The 18,597-nt window shown below is 54.2% G+C and carries 14 protein-coding genes; 10 read left to right on the forward strand and 4 right to left on the reverse strand.

All coding sequences use genetic code 11. The features are described from left to right. Positions 1-93: 93 nt before the first annotated feature. From ACUTQW_RS07000 to ACUTQW_RS07025, 6 genes are all read left to right on the forward strand, one after another. Positions 94-903 carry an ATP-binding cassette domain-containing protein gene (locus ACUTQW_RS07000; RefSeq protein ID WP_064798866.1) on the forward strand — a complete coding sequence of 270 codons (810 nt, stop codon included), beginning with the start codon at positions 94-96 and terminating at the stop codon, positions 901-903. A 3-nt stretch (positions 904-906) separates the two neighbouring features. Continuing rightward, complete coding sequence (locus ACUTQW_RS07005) at positions 907-1,689, forward strand: ABC transporter ATP-binding protein (RefSeq protein WP_064798867.1); 783 nt, start codon at positions 907-909, stop codon at positions 1,687-1,689. A gap of 24 nt (positions 1,690-1,713) precedes the next feature. After that, complete coding sequence (locus ACUTQW_RS07010) at positions 1,714-3,222, forward strand: ABC transporter substrate-binding protein (protein WP_064798868.1); 1,509 nt, start codon at positions 1,714-1,716, stop codon at positions 3,220-3,222. A gap of 65 nt (positions 3,223-3,287) precedes the next feature. Continuing rightward, the gene (locus ACUTQW_RS07015) at positions 3,288-4,949 is read left to right on the forward strand and encodes an ABC transporter permease subunit (protein ID WP_064798869.1); all 1,662 of its coding nucleotides are present in this window, start codon (positions 3,288-3,290) and stop codon (positions 4,947-4,949) included. 62 nt (positions 4,950-5,011) lie between these two features. Then, positions 5,012-5,572 (forward strand): 3'-5' exonuclease, encoded by a 561-nt coding sequence (locus ACUTQW_RS07020; RefSeq protein ID WP_004945437.1) that lies wholly within the window; start codon positions 5,012-5,014, stop codon positions 5,570-5,572. Between the two features lie 108 nt (positions 5,573-5,680). Next, positions 5,681-6,874 (forward strand): multidrug effflux MFS transporter, encoded by a 1,194-nt coding sequence (locus ACUTQW_RS07025; RefSeq protein WP_202290945.1) that lies wholly within the window; start codon positions 5,681-5,683, stop codon positions 6,872-6,874. A 3-nt stretch (positions 6,875-6,877) separates the two neighbouring features. Here the strand turns inward: ACUTQW_RS07025 and dadX are convergent, their stop codons facing one another. Together dadX and ACUTQW_RS07035 are read right to left on the reverse strand one after the other, a co-directional pair. Then, on the reverse strand, positions 6,878-7,951 hold the full coding sequence (gene dadX, locus ACUTQW_RS07030; RefSeq protein ID WP_006325841.1) for a catabolic alanine racemase DadX: 1,074 nt from the start codon (positions 7,949-7,951) through the stop codon (positions 6,878-6,880). Between the two features lie 72 nt (positions 7,952-8,023). Further along, complete coding sequence (locus ACUTQW_RS07035) at positions 8,024-9,328, reverse strand: D-amino acid dehydrogenase (protein ID WP_064798871.1); 1,305 nt, start codon at positions 9,326-9,328, stop codon at positions 8,024-8,026. Between the two features lie 536 nt (positions 9,329-9,864). Here ACUTQW_RS07035 and ACUTQW_RS07040 point away from each other — a divergent pair. Then, positions 9,865-11,400 (forward strand): SpoVR family protein, encoded by a 1,536-nt coding sequence (locus ACUTQW_RS07040; RefSeq protein ID WP_004945446.1) that lies wholly within the window; start codon positions 9,865-9,867, stop codon positions 11,398-11,400. A 269-nt stretch (positions 11,401-11,669) separates the two neighbouring features. Continuing rightward, positions 11,670-13,634, forward strand: a complete 1,965-nt coding sequence (locus ACUTQW_RS07045; protein ID WP_064798872.1) for an acyltransferase family protein — start codon at positions 11,670-11,672, stop codon at positions 13,632-13,634. 447 nt (positions 13,635-14,081) lie between these two features. Here the strand turns inward: ACUTQW_RS07045 and fadR are convergent, their stop codons facing one another. Next, on the reverse strand, positions 14,082-14,801 hold the full coding sequence (gene fadR / locus ACUTQW_RS07050; protein ID WP_064798873.1) for a fatty acid metabolism transcriptional regulator FadR: 720 nt from the start codon (positions 14,799-14,801) through the stop codon (positions 14,082-14,084). Between the two features lie 243 nt (positions 14,802-15,044). Between fadR and nhaB the strand changes: the two genes are divergently transcribed. Continuing rightward, on the forward strand, positions 15,045-16,616 hold the full coding sequence (gene nhaB, locus ACUTQW_RS07055) for a sodium/proton antiporter NhaB (protein ID WP_006325848.1): 1,572 nt from the start codon (positions 15,045-15,047) through the stop codon (positions 16,614-16,616). Between the two features lie 123 nt (positions 16,617-16,739). Next, entirely contained in the window at positions 16,740-17,270 is a 531-nt protein-coding gene (gene dsbB, locus ACUTQW_RS07060) for a disulfide bond formation protein DsbB (protein ID WP_004945454.1), read from the forward strand. Positions 17,271-17,781: 511 nt separating this feature from the next. Here the strand turns inward: dsbB and ACUTQW_RS07065 are convergent. Further along, entirely contained in the window at positions 17,782-18,228 is a 447-nt protein-coding gene (locus ACUTQW_RS07065) for a YcgN family cysteine cluster protein (RefSeq protein ID WP_064798874.1), read from the reverse strand. Positions 18,229-18,597: the final 369 nt, after the last annotated feature.

Genomic DNA, 18,597 nt, shown 5'->3' on the forward strand with positions numbered 1-18,597 from the left:
ACTATTTCAAAGTATTTCAGAAATCTGCTGGTCATGTCACGCCAACGAATGTTATGTTATTACATACCATAACTGCTTCGCACAGACACGCTAATGGAAAACCAAAGCCCGCCGTTACTCACCGTAGAACAGTTGACGCTGTCGATTAACGGGGAAGTCAAAATCAGCGATCTGAACTTCACCCTACATGCCGGCGAACGGCTATGCCTGCTGGGCGCATCAGGCTCAGGCAAATCACTCACCGCCGCTGCCATTTTAGGTACGCTGCCGAACGGTGCCGAACTCAGCGGATCGATACGGCTATTGGGGCGAGAAATCAGCGGCCAACGTTTACAACAGCGCAAGTCACTCTCGCTGGCGGCCATTTTTCAAGATCCTTTTACCAGCCTCAACCCCCTGAGCACCGTGGGTAAGCAACTGATCATGGCTCTGCGTGGCCGGAGCGGCATGAGCAAAGAACACGCCCAACGCTGCGCCACAGAACTCTTGGCTGCGCTGGGCCTGCCGCCGGAGAGCATCATGATGCGCTATCCCGGGCAATTGTCCGGCGGCCAATGTCAGCGGATTTGTGCGGCTCTCGCGCTGAGCGGCGAGAAAAGCCTGCTGATAGCGGATGAACCTACCACCGCACTGGACATGGTCAGCCAGCATCAGTTAATCGATATCCTGAAGCGCTACACCGAGCGCCCCGCCGCGCCCGCGCTGCTGTTTATCACCCACGACCTTGCCGTCGCCGCCAGCCTGTGCCAACGGGCCATCGTGCTGGCGAACGGCACGATGGCCGAGCACGGCTCTGTCGCGCAGTTGTTGCGCCACCCTGTACACCCCTACACTCAGCGGCTGGTTGCCACGGTACTGCGCCCGGCATTCGGTCATTACTCCTCTATGAGTATGGCGGGATAACCAATGAGCCACCTACCGGTCAACGCCGCACTGCCTTTTATCAGCCTGCAAAATGTCTGTCGGCGATATGCGTCGGCATCTGGTGGCCTTAGCCCTACCGATCTGAATCTGTATGCCGAAGAACGCATCGGGTTGGTTGGCTGCTCCGGCGCAGGCAAATCCACCTTGCTCAAGCTGCTGCTAGCGCTCGATGCGCCGGATTACGGCCATATCTTCTGCCAGGGTACCGCGATTCGCCCAGCGTCCGTTCGTCGGCTGCGTTGGTACCGACGTTTGGTGCAGTATGTCCCGCAAGACGCCCACTCCTCGCTCAATCCACGCCATACGGTCGCCGAACTGATTATCGCCCCGCTGCGCCAACTCGGTTTGCCGCAGGATCCGGGTATCACTGCAGAGCGTGCTCTGCGTCAGGTTGAACTGGATGAACACCTGCTGTACGCCAGACCGGGCCAGCTTTCCGGCGGGCAGGCACAAAGGGTGGCACTGGCACGCGCTATCGCGCTGCAACCTCGTTTTTTACTGGCCGATGAGCCGGTCAGCGGTCTGGACCAGCCCTTACGCCGGCAGATCATCAACCTGCTCGATCGTATTGCCCGTCAGCAACGGATGGGAATGCTGCTGGTCTCCCATGATATTTCATTGGTGGCCGCCTTATGCCACCGCACGCTGGTGATGGATCGCGGCGCCATCGTGGAAGATCGCCCAACCCACGATCTGTTGCAATCGCCCCGGCATGTCGCTACCCGCGCGTTGATCGCCGCAATCCCATCATTACCCCCCTTTTAGCCCTGAGATCCTGAGGTATTTTGCATGCTGAACCTGCGCTTTATTGGCCCCACCGGCTGCCTGCTTGCCGGCAGTTTGCTGCTTGGCGGTTGCTTTGAACCTGCAAAACCAAAAGAAAGTGTCGCCGAAGAAAAACGTATCCGGCTGGCCATGCTGCAGCCGCCCCGCTCCGGGTTAACGCCGTTGAGCGACGATGCGTTTAAACTCTCACGCTGGAGCAATGCCGAAACCCTGGTGGTGCTGAACGCCAATGGCGATGCCGAGCCGGCACTGGCGACTGAATGGCAGCAAATCGATGAACGCCGCTGGCGCTTTGTGCTGCGTCAGGGTGTCAGTTTCCACGACGGCAGCGTAATGACGGCGCAAAGCGTAGTGCGTTCACTTTCAGCGGCGATAAATGCCGCGCCGAAACCACGCATTCTGGACGGCGTCGAGTTGTCGATCACCGCCGAAGGCGATAATGCCGTGCTGATCGCTACAGCCCGCCCCGATCCTTTAATTCCGCAACGGCTGTCCAGCCCGCAACTGGCGATCCTCGCTGAACGGGCCTACGCCGCCAACGGCGTGGTCAATCCGCTGCAGGCCGGAACCGGCGCTTTCGTGTTAACAGAAATCAACGGCACCAGCAGCGCACGGCTAAATCGTTTTGACGGTTACTGGGGCGAGAAAGCCGCCGCACCGGGGATCGACGTCAGTTTTGTGCCGGACAGCAATGCACGTGCCGCCGCCCTGAGAACCGGCAGCGCCGATCTGGTTGAGGCTCTGCCGGTATCGCAGCTGCCGCTCATTGAAGCGGGGCTGATCCACGAAGTCCCGATGCCGCGCACCAATACGCTGTATCTGAACACTCGTGTCGGCGCTTTCCGCGATCCTGCGGTGCGCGCAGCGGCGGCGGCAGCGGTTCAACGCCAACAGTTAGTGGACAACGTCTACGAAGGCCGTGCCGATCTTGCCACCGGGTTGCTTGGCCCCGCATTACCTTGGGCCGCCTCATTACGGCAACCGCAACCGGCTATCCCGCCGGCGGCGGTGAAAGGCCAAACCATTACCCTGGCGACCTTCAGCGATCGGGCAGAGCTGCCCGAAGTTGCGGTTTATCTGGCTCAACAGCTCAGCGCAGCCGGTTTTACAGTAAAGCAGGAGGTGCGGGAATACGCCCACATTGAAGCCGACGCGTTGGCGGGCAAATTCGATGCGTTCATTTTGTCGCGCGCCACAGTGCTGGATTCCGGCGATCCGGTAGCCTACATGTACAGTGATTTTGCCTGCCGGGGATCGTTCAATATCGCTCAACTCTGTGACCCCGCGGTGGACAAAGCCTTAACCCACGCGGCGACCATCCCGGCCGGCGCGCAAAGACGCCAGGCGATTATCGAGGCGGAGAGCCTCATCCTCGCCACGCATGCGGCTATCCCCTTGTTGCATGAAAGAGTTATCCAGGGTGAAGCCGCCACCCTGCAGCACGCAGAACGCGATCCGCGTGAACGTCGACTGGTGACACCGCGCAGCGTTATTTCCGCCGGGCAGCCCTGATCGTGATAAAGCGCTCGATAAAGACGTTGTTGCCACTCGCCTCACGCCTGCTTGCCCTGCTGGCAATGATTTTGCTCATTGGTCTGATGCCTTGGATTTCCGGCCGCGATCCCGCGCTCAGCCTGCTGCGGGCTCGCTCAAGCGAGCAAGAGGCGACGCCGGAAACCCTGAACGCCATTCGCCAACGATTCGGTTTGGATGACGGGCCGCTGGTGCTGCTTGGCCGGTGGTTTTCGGGGTTGTTGCGGGGGGATGCCGGTAACTCCTGGATCTCGGGTCAGCCCGTGCTGGAAGGCATGCTGCAAGCCGCCGGAGTGTCTTTGATCCTGATGGCCTGCGCGCTCACGGTAGCGCTGTCGGTAGCACTGTTGTTGGCGTTGCCAACCCTGTGGCATGGCATGCGCGGCGACAGTCAGCGCCCTGCCGGCGTTCTGGCCGTAGCGCTGACCTCCCTGCCGGAATTTTTGCTGGCGGCGCTGTTGCTGATTGTCGGCGCCGTCTGGTTGCGCTGGTTCCCGCCCTACGGCTGGCAAAACCTCCAACACGCCGTTCTGCCCGCGCTGGCGCTGGGCCTGCCCGCTGGAGGATTGCTGGGTCTGTTGTTCAGCGACGGGCTGGCCGCAACCTTTTCTGAACGCTGGTTGATCACCTGGAGTCTTGCCGGTATCTCCCGGAGGCAACGTCTCTTGGCAGTATTGCGCCGCACGTTGCCCGCCCTGTTGCCACAAATTGGTCTGGTGCTGGTAGGGCTTACCGGCGGCGCCATTGCCGTCGAGAAGGTGTTTGCCATTCCCGGTCTTGGTCGGGCAACCTTAGGCGCCGCCATCGCACAGGATCTGCCTGCGCTGCAGTGCGGTATCCTGATTCTGCTGATGATCGCCTTCAGCGCCGGTTTCCTGGCGCAGGGAGCGCATTATCTGCTGCTGGGCCGCATCGCCGCGTCCCTGCCTAATGCGCCGCAACCCCAGCACAGCGCCAAAGGCAGTTATCTTGTCGCCGCAATCGCCGCGCTATTGCTGTGCCTGCTGGTGGTGAGCGGGATCATCCGCGATCCGTTCGCGTCCCTGCATATGCGCCTGCAATCGCCCGGCCTGGCGTTACCCTTTGGCGCCGACGCCACCGGCAGGGACATTCTGGCGCGGGTCGCGCACGGCGCGGTGAATACCAGCCTGCTGGCGCTGGGCGTCAGCTTCGCTTCACTGATCCTGGGAATGCTATTTGGGTTGATGCCGCGCCTGATGTGCGGGGTGATTGAACTGGCCAACGCCACGCCCCCCATCATGGCAGGCCTGTTGGTCATCGCCATTACAGGTCCTTCAGCCTACGGCGCCGCGTGCGCGGTGATGTTGGTCAGTTGGGCGCCGTTGGCGGCACACTGTGCCTCGTTATTGACGGAGGCGCGTACGCAGCCCTATATCCGCATGCTCCCCGTATTGGGGATAGGCCGCCTGCGTACGCTGACGCACTACCTGCTGCCGGCGTTAGTCGGGCCGTTGCTTCGTCACGCCATGCTTCGCTTGCCGGGTATTGCGCTGGCGCTGGCCGCGCTGGGTTTCCTCGGACTGGGGCCTCAGCCGCCGGGTGCAGAATGGGGGCTGGTGCTGGCCGAAGCCATGCCTTATATCGAACGAGCGCCCTGGGGCGTTGTGACCCCGGTGGCCGCCCTGGTGTTACTGGCCGTGTTGGCGGTAACGCTGGCTAATGCCGCAGGCCAGCGCCGTGGCTGACTGCGCATCCTCGCCCGGTTTGTAGTAACATACTACGATGACTCAGCCTGCGGAGATCGCCAATGCACCATCTGATGCTAGACATTGAAACTCTGGACATAAAACCCAGCGCAGTGATCCTGGTGGTTGCCGCAGTATTTTTTGATCCCAGGACCGGCCAGCTCGGCGCGGAATTTGAAAACGCCGTCAGCAGCCAAAAAGATCAGCCTGGCAGAACCATCAGCCTGGATACCGTGGCCTGGTGGGCAAAGCAGTCTGACGAAGCACGCAAGCTGGCCTTTGCCGGAACCGAAAGCCTAAAGCGCGTTCTGACCAGCCTGAGCCGTTTTATCCATATGAACAGCACAGACAGAGTGAAGGTCTGGGGAAATGGCAAGGAATTCGATTGCGCGATCCTCGAGCATGCTTTCCAGCAGTTGGAAATGCCCTGCCCATGGAAGTTTTGGGACACGCAGGATGTGCGTACGGTGATCACCCTGGCCGAACTGCACGGCTTCAACCCGAAGAAAGAACGCCCTTTCGAAGGCACACCGCATCGGGCGCTGGACGACGCCAAACACCAGGCGCGTTACGTGGCGGATACGGTTTCCGCACTTTATTATCGCCAAGCCTCTGCCGTGTAATGGGGGAGGCAAAATTAGCCCGTCGAACGCTTATGCTTTGCCTCTTTCCATTTGACGCCAGAATCTCTACTCTACCTCTCTTTGTCACTAGGACGTGCTGTTTTTGTTATGCAAAAATTTCTGTTTCTGCTTCTTAGCCTGGTGCTGCTCGGCCCGCTGGGCATCGATCTCTATCTGCCAACCATTCCCGCTATCGCACTTGGCCTTAACAGCAGTGAGGCGCTGATTCAGTCCACCATTTCCCTGTTCATTCTGGTGTTGGGCCTGGGGCAGGTTATCGCCGGCCCGCTGGTGGATAACTACGGCCGCAAGCCGATCGCATTGGCCGGCGTCGTTATCTACATGATCGGCGCGGCAATGGCGGCACTGGCGACCACGCCAACGGTGTTTGTTGCCTCACGCCTACTGCAGGGCGTTGCCGTGTGCTGTACGGCGGTAGTGGCGTTCAGCGGCGTACGTGACCGTCTGAATGGCGACGACGCTGCACGTGCCTACGGTTTTCTCAACGGCACGCTGAATATTATTCCTGCGCTGGCGCCGCTGCTCGGCGGGTTGCTGGCGGAAGCTTTCGGCTGGCGCGCCCCGTTCTGGTTCCTGGTTTGCTATGCCCTTGCGGTGCTGGTACTGATCGCCCTGCGTCTGCCGGAAACCCGGCCTGCGGATACCGTTAGAGTCAAAGGATTGCCGGTGCGGCAATATGCGCGCATCCTCAGCGATCGCAACTTCCTGTCCTTCGCCGTGGTGAACTCAGGGGCAATGGGAATGGCGTTAACCTATGTTTCCCTGGCGCCGAACGTGCTGATGGGCACCGCCGGGCTAACGCCGCTGCAGTTCTCGCTGGTATTTGGCGCCAACGGTTTTTGGATCATGCTGGTGAGTTATTTCGCCAACCGCATTATTCACAAAGTCGGCCGACCGATTTGCCTGGCGACCGGTGGGGTATTGATGGGGATCGGCTGTATTGGGCTGTTACTGGGCGTTGGCCTGCTTTCCGACGCGGCGCAACCCCACTGGCTGGCGTATATGCTGCCGGTCGCCTGCGCCTGTGCGGGTCTGGCGTTTGTGATGGGCCCGGCAACCAGCTATGCGCTGGAGCCGTACTCCAATGAAGCCGGCGTCGCTTCGGCGTTGGTGGGCTTTGTGCAGATGGCCGGCGGCGCAGCGCTGGGCCTGTTGGCAATGGCTATGCCGTTGCCACCGAAGCTGTCACTGGCGTTGGTCATGCTGGCGGGCTGCTTGCTGGCGCTGCACGCACGGCAGCGCAGCAAGCAAATTAAAAGTCAGTTGAAGAAAATTGCCTGAATTTTACGCCTCGACGGTGACTGGCACTCTCGCGGCCAGCGCCGTCAGCAACTCATAACCCAGCGTGCCTGCCGCGGCGGCGACATCGTCAACCGGCAGGCGCCGCCCCCACAATTCCACTTCCGCACCAATGTCAGCGCCAGGACAGGGCGTCAGATCAACCGCCAGCATATCCATGGAGACCGTGCCCACCGTGTGCGTCAACACGCCATCTACCCAAACCGGCGTGCCGCTCGGCGCATGGCGAGGATAACCGTCCGCATAACCGCAGGCCACTACGCCGATACGTTGCGCCGCCTTGGCGCTGTAACGCCAGCCATAACCGACACGATCACCACTTTTCAGCGCCTGAACGCCAATGATTTCGCTACTTAACGTCATGGTAGCCTGCAAGCCGCTGTCGGCGATATCACGCCACTGGCCGCTTGGCGATGCGCCATACAGCACTATGCCTGGCCGCACCCAACTGCCGTGGGTTTGCGGATGCCACAACGTGGCGGCGGAGTTCGCCAGGCAGCGCGGCAAAGGGATTCCAGCCGCCGCCCCCTCAATGACAGTCATTTGCTCTGCCACGCCCTGTGGGCCGTCGGCGGTGGCAAAGTGGCTCATCAGCGTCAGGCTGGCGATATTGCCCATCTCCCGCGCTTGCAACCAAACGCTGTGCAAACGATCCGGGGAAAAGCCCAGGCGATTCATCCCGCTGTTCACTTTCAGATAAACATCCAGCGGCGCGGACAGTTTGGCTGCCGCTATCGCTGCCAGTTGCCAGTCGCTGTGTACCGAGGTAGTTAAACGGTAGCGGTCGAGCAGGAGCAAATCTTGTGGCTTGAAAAAACCTTCCAGCAGCAGAATCGGCCCTTGCCAACCGGACTCTCGCAGTAAGATGGCCTCGGCGAGATCCAGCAAGGCGAAACCGTCGGTTTGCCCCAGGCTACGCCAGACATGTTTGATTCCGTGGCCATAAGCATTGGCTTTTACTACCGACCAAATTTTGGCGCTGGGGGCGAAACGGCGAATCACCTGCAGGTTATTTTCAAAAGCGGAAAGATGCAGCGTGGCGGTAATCGGGCGAGGCATGGATTCTCCTGCGGACTGGCGGTTGAAGTCACGGGCCAGCGCCCGTGACGTCAGCATTATAAATTAAGAGGATTAACGCGCTGGATGCACATCGTTCAAGGGTGTGGGGTGCTCGTTGCGAAAGCCGGCGCTGTATCGCGCCACCGCCAGATCGTCTGAAGGGATAGCTGGCGTGATTCCGGAAATCAGATCGGAAAGCAATTGCCCGGAGCCGCACGCCATGGTCCAGCCCAAAGTACCGTGCCCGGTATTGAGGAACAGGTTTTTCAGCGAAGTCTTGCCGACAATCGGCGTGCCGTCCGGCGTCATCGGACGCAGACCGGTCCAGAAAGTCGCCTCTTCAATCCGCCCGCCGTTAGGGTAGAGATCGCGTACCACCATTTCCAGCGTTTCACGGCGTTTCGGCTCCAACTGGGTATTAAAACCGACAATTTCCGCCATACCACCGACGCGAATGCGTTTGTCGAAACGGGTAATGGCGATCTTGTAGGTTTCATCCAGAACGGTCGAGAACGGCGCCGCAGCTTCATCCGCAATAGGAATGGTCAGTGAATAGCCTTTCAACGGATAAACCGGGATCGAGACCAGATCGCGCAACAGTGCGGTGGAGTAAGAACCGAAAGCCACGACGTAGCTGTCAGCCTTGAACACTTCTGCGCCGCACTGCACGCCGCTGATCTGATCGCCGTCGACCAGCAGACGATCAACACTGCGGTTATACAAGAAGGTAACGCCCGCCTGCTGCGCCAGCTTGGCCAGTTGCTGAGTAAACAGCTGGCAGTCACCGGTTTCATCATTGGGCAATTGCAGACCGCCGGTCAGCTTGTGCGCGACCTGCGCCAATGCAGGTTCAACTGTCGCCAGTTGGTGAGCTTCCAGCAGTTTATAGGGCACGCCCGCCTCCTCCAGTACGGCAATGTCTTTCGCCGCACTTTCGAACTGCTGCGGGGTGCGAAACAGCTGCAGCGTACCGCCCTGACGCCCTTCATACTGGATGCCGGTTTCCTGACGCAGCGCCTTGATGCAGTCACGGCTGTATTCCGCCAGCCGCACCATGCGCCCTTTATTGGTCATGTAGTGTGAGGTATCGCAGTTTTTCAGCATTTGCCACATCCAGCTCAACTGGAAACTGCTGCCATCCAGGCGTACCGCCAACGGTGCATGGCGTTGAAACATCCATTTGATGGCTTTCAACGGCACACCCGGCGCAGCCCACGGAGCCGCATAGCCCGGCGAGATTTGGCCGGCATTCGCCGCGCTGGTTTCCATTGCCGGGCCAGGCTGGCGATCGATTACCGTCACTTCGTGACCGGCCTTCGCCAAATACCAGGCGCTGGCAACGCCCACCACCCCACTACCTAAAATTACCACTCGCATCGCTGACTCCAGCTCAAGGCTTCACAAAGCATAATCTTCTGCTCACAGGAAATTAACTCAGTGGAAAAATCCGTCCAACATCTTCGTCATCAAACGTGACAACATTCACAATTAATTTATCGTTCATGGCCGCGCCTTTTGCAATACCTACCTATAAATAGCGATAAGATGTCGTCCAAGGCCAGTTTTAGAGGGCAACAGCCGCTGATATGCTATCAATGCTAGCGTTGATAGCATCAAAAAAAACCGGGATGCGCAACAAGCTTTTAACAGAATATAAAAACGAAACACGCGCATTTAAACAGAATAAAAAACCAATAAAGCATCCTTTTATCGCCATAACCTTTTACCGATGGTCGAGTCTGCCATAGCAGAAAAAACTCAGGGCAAAATCCCCCCGGCTCCCCGTTGTGGAGACGTTGCGGGCAGATCGTTGAATTTTTACGCTTTATATCATTATTCCCTATGCGCAGTTTGAGCTACGATTGATACAGGGTCTGCCGTTCGAGCAAGGTCCGTAATAAGAGGGTGCGCTGATGACTACTTCAACACATGATAAGGTCAAGGAAGATAAGCGTCTGAGCGATGGACCGGACTGGACGTTCGAGTTGCTGCAGGTGTATCTGGAGCACATCGATCGCGTAGCCAAACATTACAAGCTCGACACCTACCCGCATCAGATCGAGGTTATCACCTCAGAGCAGATGATGGACGCCTATTCGAGCGTGGGCATGCCGATTAACTATACCCATTGGTCATTCGGTAAAAAATTCATTGAAACCGAGCAGCGCTATAAGCACGGGCAGCAGGGCCTGGCGTATGAAATCGTTATCAACTCCAACCCCTGCATCGCCTATCTGATGGAAGAAAATACCATCACCATGCAGGCCCTGGTGATGGCGCATGCCTGCTATGGGCACAACTCCTTCTTCAAAAATAATTACCTGTTCCGCAGTTGGACCGACGCCAGTTCGATCGTCGACTACCTGCTGTTCGCCCGCCATTACATCAGCCAATGCGAAGAGCGTTACGGCGTTGAGGAAGTAGAAAAACTGCTCGACTCCTGCCATGCGCTGATGAACTACGGCGTGGATCGTTACAAACGGCCGCAGAAAATTTCGCTGATAGAAGAAAAAGCGCGACAGAAAAGCCGTGAGGAGTACCTGCAAAGCCAGGTAAATACGCTGTGGAAAACCCTGCCGCGTGTCGAACGCGAAGAGGCGCCTGAACAGGCCCGCCGCTATCCGAGCGAACCTCAGGAAAACATTCTCTACTTTATGGAAAAAAATGCGCCACTGCTTGAGCCTTGGCAGCGTGAGGTTCTGCGCATCGTGCGCAAAGTGAGCCAGTATTTTTATCCGCAGAAACAAACCCAGGTGATGAACGAAGGCTGGGCGACATTCTGGCACTATACCATTCTCAATCATCTGTACGACGAAGGCCGGGTCACCGAGCGTTTCATGCTGGAATTCTTGCACAGCCACACTAACGTGGTGTACCAGCCTCCGTACAACAGCCCGTACTACAACGGCATCAACCCTTATGCGCTGGGCTTTGCCATGTTCCAGGACATCAAGCGCATTTGCCAATCGCCGACGGAAGAAGATCGTTACTGGTTCCCGGATATCGCCGGTAAAGACTGGCTGGAGACCTTGCATTTCGCCATGCGCGACTTCAAGGATGAGAGCTTTATCAGCCAGTTCCTGTCACCCAAGATCATGCGTGATTTTCGGCTGTTCACCGTGCTGGATGACGACCGCAATAACTATCTGGAAATTGCAGCTATTCATAATGAAGCCGGTTACCGGGCGATTCGCCAAGAGCTGTCTGCGCAATATAACCTGAGCAACCATGAACCTAACATTCAGATTTGGAATGTGGATTTACGCGGCGATCGTTCGTTGACACTGCGCTACATCCCGCAAGATCGCGCGCCGCTGGACAAGAGCCGTCGCGAAGTGATGAAACATCTGCATCGCCTGTGGGGCTTCGACATTATTCTGGAACAACAGAACGAAGACGGCAGCGTCGAGTTGTTGGATCGTTGCCCGCCACGCCCGGCGCCACTGTGATTAGATATGTTATGGGTCGGCCACTTCGTGATTGCGAGGTGGCCAACACTTTCACGCAACCTCTTATCAAAGAAACTACGCATTGAAACTAATTACTCGTAACTTTCGATAAATAAATTTGCATGGTGAGGGAAAAATCCTAAAGCATCACTGAAAAGTGTTTTTTCTTTACAAACCCAACATGCCCTTGCACTATCCTTGCGTCCTCATTACAAGTAGCACTTACATTGTAATATTTTTATAAATCCTGTGGTTATCTAGGTGACTCAATGGAAAACGTAGTAAAAGAAACGGTTAAGAGCTATAGACGAGATATCGATGGCTTACGTGCCGTAGCGATACTGTTGGTAGTTCTTTATCACTCTGGCGTCAGTTTTTTGAGTGGTGGTTTTATCGGGGTAGACGTTTTTTTTGTCATCTCTGGTTTTTTGATTGGCGGTATCATTTATACTGAACTGAATAATAAAAACTTCTCCTATAGTCGCTTCTATGTCCGAAGAATAAAGCGAATTGCGCCAGCACTATTGGTTATGCTGCTTTTTTGCTCGGCATTCGCTTTCTTTTATCTATCACCTCTTGAGCTTAAAGATTTTAGCCTATTCTCTGGCTCAACGATATTATCAGTCCCCAACATTATGCTTTGGCACAAGACCAACTATTTTTCACCTAATGCCGAGCTAAACCCACTATTAATGACCTGGTCTCTTGGTGTTGAAGAGCAATTTTATATTTTCCTACCAATTATTCTATCGATAATTATTAGGGTTAATAAAAAAGCTGTAGCCTCCATAGCAGTAATATCTATTGTCTCATTTGTTTCTTGCGTTATCCTGACCAAAACAAATCCACTATTCTCCTTCTTTATGTTACCTACTCGAGCCTGGGAACTTGGAATTGGTGTTATGCTATCCATAATGCATAAAGAAGGAAGATTCAACAGCTTATCCCTTTTAAAAAAAGAATTTCTACTAATTGTTGGGTTATCATTAATTTTATTTTCCGCTGTCGCCTTCAATAAAAACACGATATTCCCTGGCTATGCCGCTCTATTGCCCGTTCTGGGATCTGCGATGATCATCCTTGGAAATGGACGAATCAGCGCACTTTTACTGGGCAATAGATTTATGGTATTCATCGGCTTGGTATCTTACTCTTGGTACCTGTGGCACTGGCCATTATTGTCTTTCGCACGTTTAGGCATAAATGGCCAACTACCGATGCACAGTGGAATTATAATTTCAGGCATAGCACTTTTCATTGCGTACCTGTCCTATTTATTTGTCGAAACGCCGTTCCGTAAGGGATTTAAGTTTTCAAATAACAAAATAATTTTCGGATATGTCGCAGCATCACTTATTTTGCTTTCACCTACTTTTGCCGCTTACCTGTTACAAGGTATTCCTCAGCGCGTGAACCCTACCGTAGCGCAGGCAGAAATTGATAAGTTGGATCGCATTGCCGATCGCTGCTTGGTAGGTTACGGCTCGACGTCTTATTCCAAGGATAAATCCTGTGTGCCAAACACCGGGCAAGATGCCGTTGCATTGGTTGGTGACAGCCACGCTGCAGCGCTGCGTGGGGGGGTTGACCAATATGCCAAGAAATCTAATATGGCCGTTTACCAATTAACTAAAGCATCATGCCCCATGTTACTTGGCGCCACAAAAGCAATGGGTGATTACCCTTCTCACGCAGCAGAATGTGAGTCCTACAATAGTAAGGTATTAGCACTTATTACTCGCAATGAGAAAATTAAAACCGTTGTTATCTCCGCATTCTGGGATTCTGGTGTTAATGACAAAAACGGGGACTATACAGCAATCAACTCCACGCAGAGCGGAATTGTCGCACTGACCACAGGGTTGAACAATGTTATCCAAAAACTGAATGACTCAGGTAAAAAGGTCATATTGGTTAAAGATGTTCCTTTCTTGAAATTCAACGTTGTCAGGGCGATAGACAATCAGCAAATCCCCTTACGCCGTACCATCAATGAGCTGATCCAACCGGTTTCATTGAATAGTGAATCAACAACTGACTATCGTCTACCGCAGGAGAAAGTCAACGCACTGCTAGCATCAGTAGCAAATGACCACAGTATTGAGATATTTAATCCGATACAGAATTTATGTGATGTTACGGGATGCAAATTTAAAAGCAACAATCGACCACTTTACTATGACAATCAACATCTGACTTATTTAGGAAGCGCATACGCTTTACACGGTTTGTAGATAACAATTGCACTAACGCCCGATATACCCCCATCGGGCTTTTTTTTTAAATCTCTACGTGAATACTGCATTCCGTCATTCTGAATGTAGGAAAACCATCTTGAATTAATTTATCAAGCCGTTTCTTCAATGAAACATACTCAACGGAATATCCGGTGCTATATAAATATCATGGAGTAACCCGTTCGAGGACGAACAGGTATGACGATTATCAGAATGCGCTGATAAAAAGCTGACGAGATACTGAAGACAAAGTGTTTACTCAACGTCCGACATCGAACAGGCGCGACATGAAGGTAAAAGAGTTAGCAAAATTAACAACGCGCGGCAACCGCCTATATCGCTGGCATACAAAAGCCCGACGAGGTTCGTCGGGCGCGAAGATAATCAAAAGTGTCAATCTACAGCAAAACGAGTTAATCACTCAATTTTGGACAAGAGTGAGTGCTAACGGCGGGCGTCGGTCAGGTCGCTCGGCATGGTGCCTTGCATGCTCTGCCAAATGGCACCGCTGTCTTTACCGTAGTTCCGCACGCAATCCATGACCTGATCGTAGGATTTCTCATGGCACAGAGTCGACAGCTTGCTGTAGAAGGCCAGTGCCAGCTTGCGTGATTCCGGGTTGGAGAAATAGTAACGGCCAACGCGGGTATACAAACCTTTCAGGCCGTTGAAGATCAAACCGTAGATCGGGTTGCCGGAAGCAAACGCCAGGCCGCGGAAAATGTCGTAATCCAGCCAGTTGAAGGCATCTGCCTGATCTTCCACTTGGGTAGCTTTAGCCAGCACTTCCAGAGCCTGCTCTGGATGATTACGCACTGCGGCGCGAATAAAGATCGAGGCGATATTGGTGCGCACCGACAACAAATTGTCGATCAATTGCGGGACGCTTTTATGATCGAGGCGCGCCAGGGTCTCAAGAATATTGAGGCCGGATGTTTCCCAGAAATTGTTTACTTTGGTCGGTTTGCCATGCTGAATGGTCAGCCAGCCATCACGGGCCAGGCGTTGTAAAACTTCACGTAACGTGGTGCGCGTGACGCCAATCAGTTCCGAAAGCTCACGCTCCGCGGGCAAAATAGAACCAGGGGGGAAGCGATTATTCCAGATACTCTCGATAATGTATTCTTCCGCGAAACCGGCAGGGCTCTGCGCCTTTATGACCATGTTTTTGACGTTCCGTTGCGACGATAATCAGTAATAGTAATCGGCTGATCATACCAGATCGCACCAGCATGACATAGCGTGAGCGAAAAACATTAAACGAAAGTGTGCATAAAGTGGCAAAAATTGTGCAAAAACACCGCTTCGCAGAAATTTCTCTTCGTAAAGCAAGGCCCTATTGTCTCCGCCCCTGCGACATTGTTAGGGTAATATGCAACCACTTATTTTCAGGACAAGTCACGCAAAATGGAAACAACCCTACGCAGTGCTCTGGTGAAGAACTTTCTCGGGCAATCACCTGACTGGTATAAATTGACCCTCGTCGTTTTCTTATTGGTCAATCCACTGGTTTTCTTCCTGGTCGATCCCTTTATCGCCGGTTGGCTGTTGGTGGTCGAGTTTATCTTCACCCTGGCGATGGCGCTGAAGTGTTACCCCCTGTTGCCGGGCGGCCTGCTGGCGATTGAAGCGGTGCTGATTGGCATGACCAGCCCCGCTCGCGTGGGCGAAGAAATTGCCCATAATCTGGACGTGCTGCTGCTGTTGATCTTTATGGTAGCCGGCATCTACTTTATGAAGCAGTTACTGCTGTTCGTGTTTACCAAGCTGCTGCTCAATATTCATTCTAAAATGCTGCTTTCGCTGGCGTTCTGTCTGGCCGCAGCGCTGCTGTCCGCCTTCCTCGATGCGCTGACGGTGGTCGCTGTGGTGATCAGCGTCGCCACCGGGTTTTACTCGATCTACCACAATGTGGCGTCTAACCGCTCAGATGGCCATACCGACGTCGGTGACGACAGTGAACTGGCGAGCGACGATCACAAGCAAACGCTGGAGCAGTTCCGCGCCTTCTTGCGCAGCTTGCTGATGCACGCCGGCGTCGGCACCGCACTGGGCGGCGTAATGACCATGGTGGGTGAGCCGCAGAACCTGATTATCGCAAAAAGCGCCGGCTGGGGGTTTGCCGAGTTCTTCTTGCGAATGGCTCCGGTTACCTTGCCGGTGATGGTTTGCGGCCTGCTGCTCTGCCTGCTGCTCGAACGCTTTGGCGTTTTCGGTTACGGCGCCAAACTGCCGGAACGGGTGCGCGAGGTGCTGAAAGAGTTTGACCGCCAGGCCACAGCAGGACGCAGCAAGCAGGAACAGGTCAAACTGGTGATCCAGGCGCTGATCGGCATTTGGCTGGTTATAGCCTTGGCCTTTCACCTGGCGGAAGTTGGCCTGATCGGTTTGTCGGTGATCATTCTCGCTACCTCCCTGTGCGGCGTAACCGACGAGCACGCTATCGGCAAGGCTTTCCAGGAAGCGCTGCCCTTTACCGCCCTGTTGACGGTATTTTTCACCGTGGTCGCAGTGATCATCGAGCAACATCTGTTCAGCCCGATCATCCAGTTTGTCCTGCAAGCGGAACCCTCTTCGCAGTTGGCGCTGTTTTATCTGTTTAACGGCCTGCTGTCGTCAGTCTCCGACAATGTCTTCGTCGGCACGGTTTACATCAATGAGGCGCGCGCCGCATTCAACAGCGGAGCAATATCCCTGAAGCAATTCGAAATGTTGGCAGTCGCCATCAATACAGGAACCAACCTGCCTTCGGTCGCCACGCCGAATGGTCAGGCGGCATTCTTGTTCCTGCTGACGTCTGCACTGGCGCCGCTGGTACGTTTGTCCTATGGACGAATGGTGTGGATGGCTTTGCCCTATACTGTGGTATTAACCTTGGTTGGGCTGCTGTGCGTACAGTTTGCTCTGGCGCCGATGACCGAGCTGCTAACCCAGTGGCACTGGCTGACGTTGCCTTCAATCGAAACCGCTGCGCATTAAAGTGCTAACCCACTCTGCTGTCGGCGACTATTTTTGTGCTGAATCCGGCCCAGGTGGCTGGCAGCGGGGTTGAATTGGTTTACACTGCCGGTTCAATTGCTTACTGCATGGAAGAATAAATATATGTTGCAATTCTTTAACCGTTGCTCGCAGGGGCGCGGTGCTTGGCTGCTAATGGCCCTGACTGCGCTGGCGCTGGAATTAGTAGCGCTCTACTTTCAGCACGTAATGCTGCTGCAACCCTGTGTGATGTGCATCTATGAACGCTGCGCGCTGTTTGGCATTCTGGGCGCCTCGCTGGTCGGTGCTATCGCGCCGAAAACGCCGCTGCGCTATGTCGCTATCCTGCTGTGGATTTACAGTGCCTGGGAAGGTTTACAGCTGGCATGGAAGCACACCATGATCCAACTGCATCCTTCGCCGTTTAATACCTGTGATTTCTTCGTCAGCTTCCCGTCCTGGCTGCCACTGGATAAATGGCTGCCGGCGGTATTTCACGCTTCCGGCGACTGTTCAGTGCGCCAATGGCAGTTCCTGTCGCTGGAAATGCCACAGTGGCTGGTAGGTATCTTTGCGGCCTATCTGCTGATCGCCATCGTCGTGTTGATCGCTCAGTTTGTTCGCCCGCGTCGTCGTGACCTGTTCGGTCGCTAAGCGCAGCATTACGACATAATGAAAACGGCGCCTCAGGGCGCCGTTTTGCATGGGGTTGCTTGTGATTTTCAGAGATAACCCGACGTCAAGTATGCGTAAGGTAATAAACGAGCACTATCAGTACGCCAGCCACTGCAAACAGCCGTATCATTTTCATTATTGTACTCTCGAAACCAGACGGGAGAGCGGTCAAAGTACCTAATATCATGACGATAAAGAAGCGCCCTGGCTGGATTTGGCAGGTAATTTACATAACATTAAGTTTGAACGGCATGGCACGTTAATCGCAGGGGGAATGTATTACCCGATCGTCCCTAAGATCGAGAAGCAAAGAGCGGTGATTTTGCACTCATTAAGTTCATACAAAAAAACTCATCATAGTGATGCATTATTGCATCAATATTTTGATGAACTTCTGTCAAAAAATCCTTATAGTAACCGCAAGTTGTATCCCGATTTCCCTGGTGTTGTTGTGTGTCTTGCCCCTCTCTCTTTGCAGGGGCTTTTTTCCTTATCTTGCCCAACTCGGCTTGTTCAAAATATGGTCCTGCCAGTCCACCACTTCACTCTCGCGCACCGCAATGTGCCGTACCGTAATACGTTCACCGTGCATCGCCGCCTTGGAACCGCTTACCAGCGGGTGCCATGAAAACAGCGGTTTACCCTCGCCAATCAGGCGATACGCACAGGTCGGCGGCAGCCAATCAAACGTGGCGAGATTGTCGCGCGTCAGCTTGATGCAGTCTTCTTCCAGCTCGAAGCGGCGTTCATAGTTGCGACACTGACACGACTTAATATTCAACTGGTTGCAGGCTACGTTGGTGAAATAAATCTCGTCGGTATCTTCGTCGATCAGCTTATTCAGACAGCACTGCCCACAACCGTCGCACAGCGATTCCCACTCTTGTTCTGACATTTCCGCCAGCGTTTTTTGTTGCCAAAAAGGGATTTGTGACATGTTCGCGTCCGGTATAGGTAAATGAATAGATAACCTGCGTACAGGTTTTGAGGGTGCACTATATAGATATCAGAGCCAATTGGAAAGGCCGAAAATACAATATAATCATAATGATAACCATAATGCCGCTTAAAAAAAACGCTATTTAAAACAATAACGTCCACCATTGAGCAACAAGAATATCATGGTGTTACCGGTTGTATCCGGTGAATAAAATCACACCCACTGTCCTCAATTATACGTACAAATTACAGGTCCTACACCTTTTGGCGCATCCCGTCAGACACCATCAGCCTTCCGCTCGACAATGTTCGGATTCATCTCATTAAGCACGTTATGCCGCCTGGAACGGAATAATGCTGCTATGTT

The sequence above is a fragment of the Serratia sp. TSA_7 genome (assembly GCF_052692135.1).

Excerpts from the sequence above, each read along its gene's own strand:
- ACUTQW_RS07000 (WP_064798866.1), top strand. The coding sequence starts at position 94 with ATGGAAAACCAAAGCCCGCCGTTACTCACCGTAGAACAGTTGACGCTG.
- ACUTQW_RS07005 (WP_064798867.1), top strand. The coding sequence starts at position 907 with ATGAGCCACCTACCGGTCAACGCCGCACTGCCTTTTATCAGCCTGCAA.
- ACUTQW_RS07010 (WP_064798868.1), top strand. The coding sequence starts at position 1,714 with ATGCTGAACCTGCGCTTTATTGGCCCCACCGGCTGCCTGCTTGCCGGC.
- ACUTQW_RS07015 (WP_064798869.1), top strand. The coding sequence starts at position 3,288 with ATGATTTTGCTCATTGGTCTGATGCCTTGGATTTCCGGCCGCGATCCC.
- ACUTQW_RS07020 (WP_004945437.1), top strand. The coding sequence starts at position 5,012 with ATGCACCATCTGATGCTAGACATTGAAACTCTGGACATAAAACCCAGC.
- ACUTQW_RS07025 (WP_202290945.1), top strand. The coding sequence starts at position 5,681 with ATGCAAAAATTTCTGTTTCTGCTTCTTAGCCTGGTGCTGCTCGGCCCG.
- dadX (WP_006325841.1), bottom strand. The coding sequence starts at position 7,951 with ATGCCTCGCCCGATTACCGCCACGCTGCATCTTTCCGCTTTTGAAAAT.
- ACUTQW_RS07035 (WP_064798871.1), bottom strand. The coding sequence starts at position 9,328 with ATGCGAGTGGTAATTTTAGGTAGTGGGGTGGTGGGCGTTGCCAGCGCC.
- ACUTQW_RS07040 (WP_004945446.1), top strand. The coding sequence starts at position 9,865 with ATGACTACTTCAACACATGATAAGGTCAAGGAAGATAAGCGTCTGAGC.
- ACUTQW_RS07045 (WP_064798872.1), top strand. The coding sequence starts at position 11,670 with ATGGAAAACGTAGTAAAAGAAACGGTTAAGAGCTATAGACGAGATATC.
- fadR (WP_064798873.1), bottom strand. The coding sequence starts at position 14,801 with ATGGTCATAAAGGCGCAGAGCCCTGCCGGTTTCGCGGAAGAATACATT.
- nhaB (WP_006325848.1), top strand. The coding sequence starts at position 15,045 with ATGGAAACAACCCTACGCAGTGCTCTGGTGAAGAACTTTCTCGGGCAA.
- dsbB (WP_004945454.1), top strand. The coding sequence starts at position 16,740 with ATGTTGCAATTCTTTAACCGTTGCTCGCAGGGGCGCGGTGCTTGGCTG.
- ACUTQW_RS07065 (WP_064798874.1), bottom strand. The coding sequence starts at position 18,228 with ATGTCACAAATCCCTTTTTGGCAACAAAAAACGCTGGCGGAAATGTCA.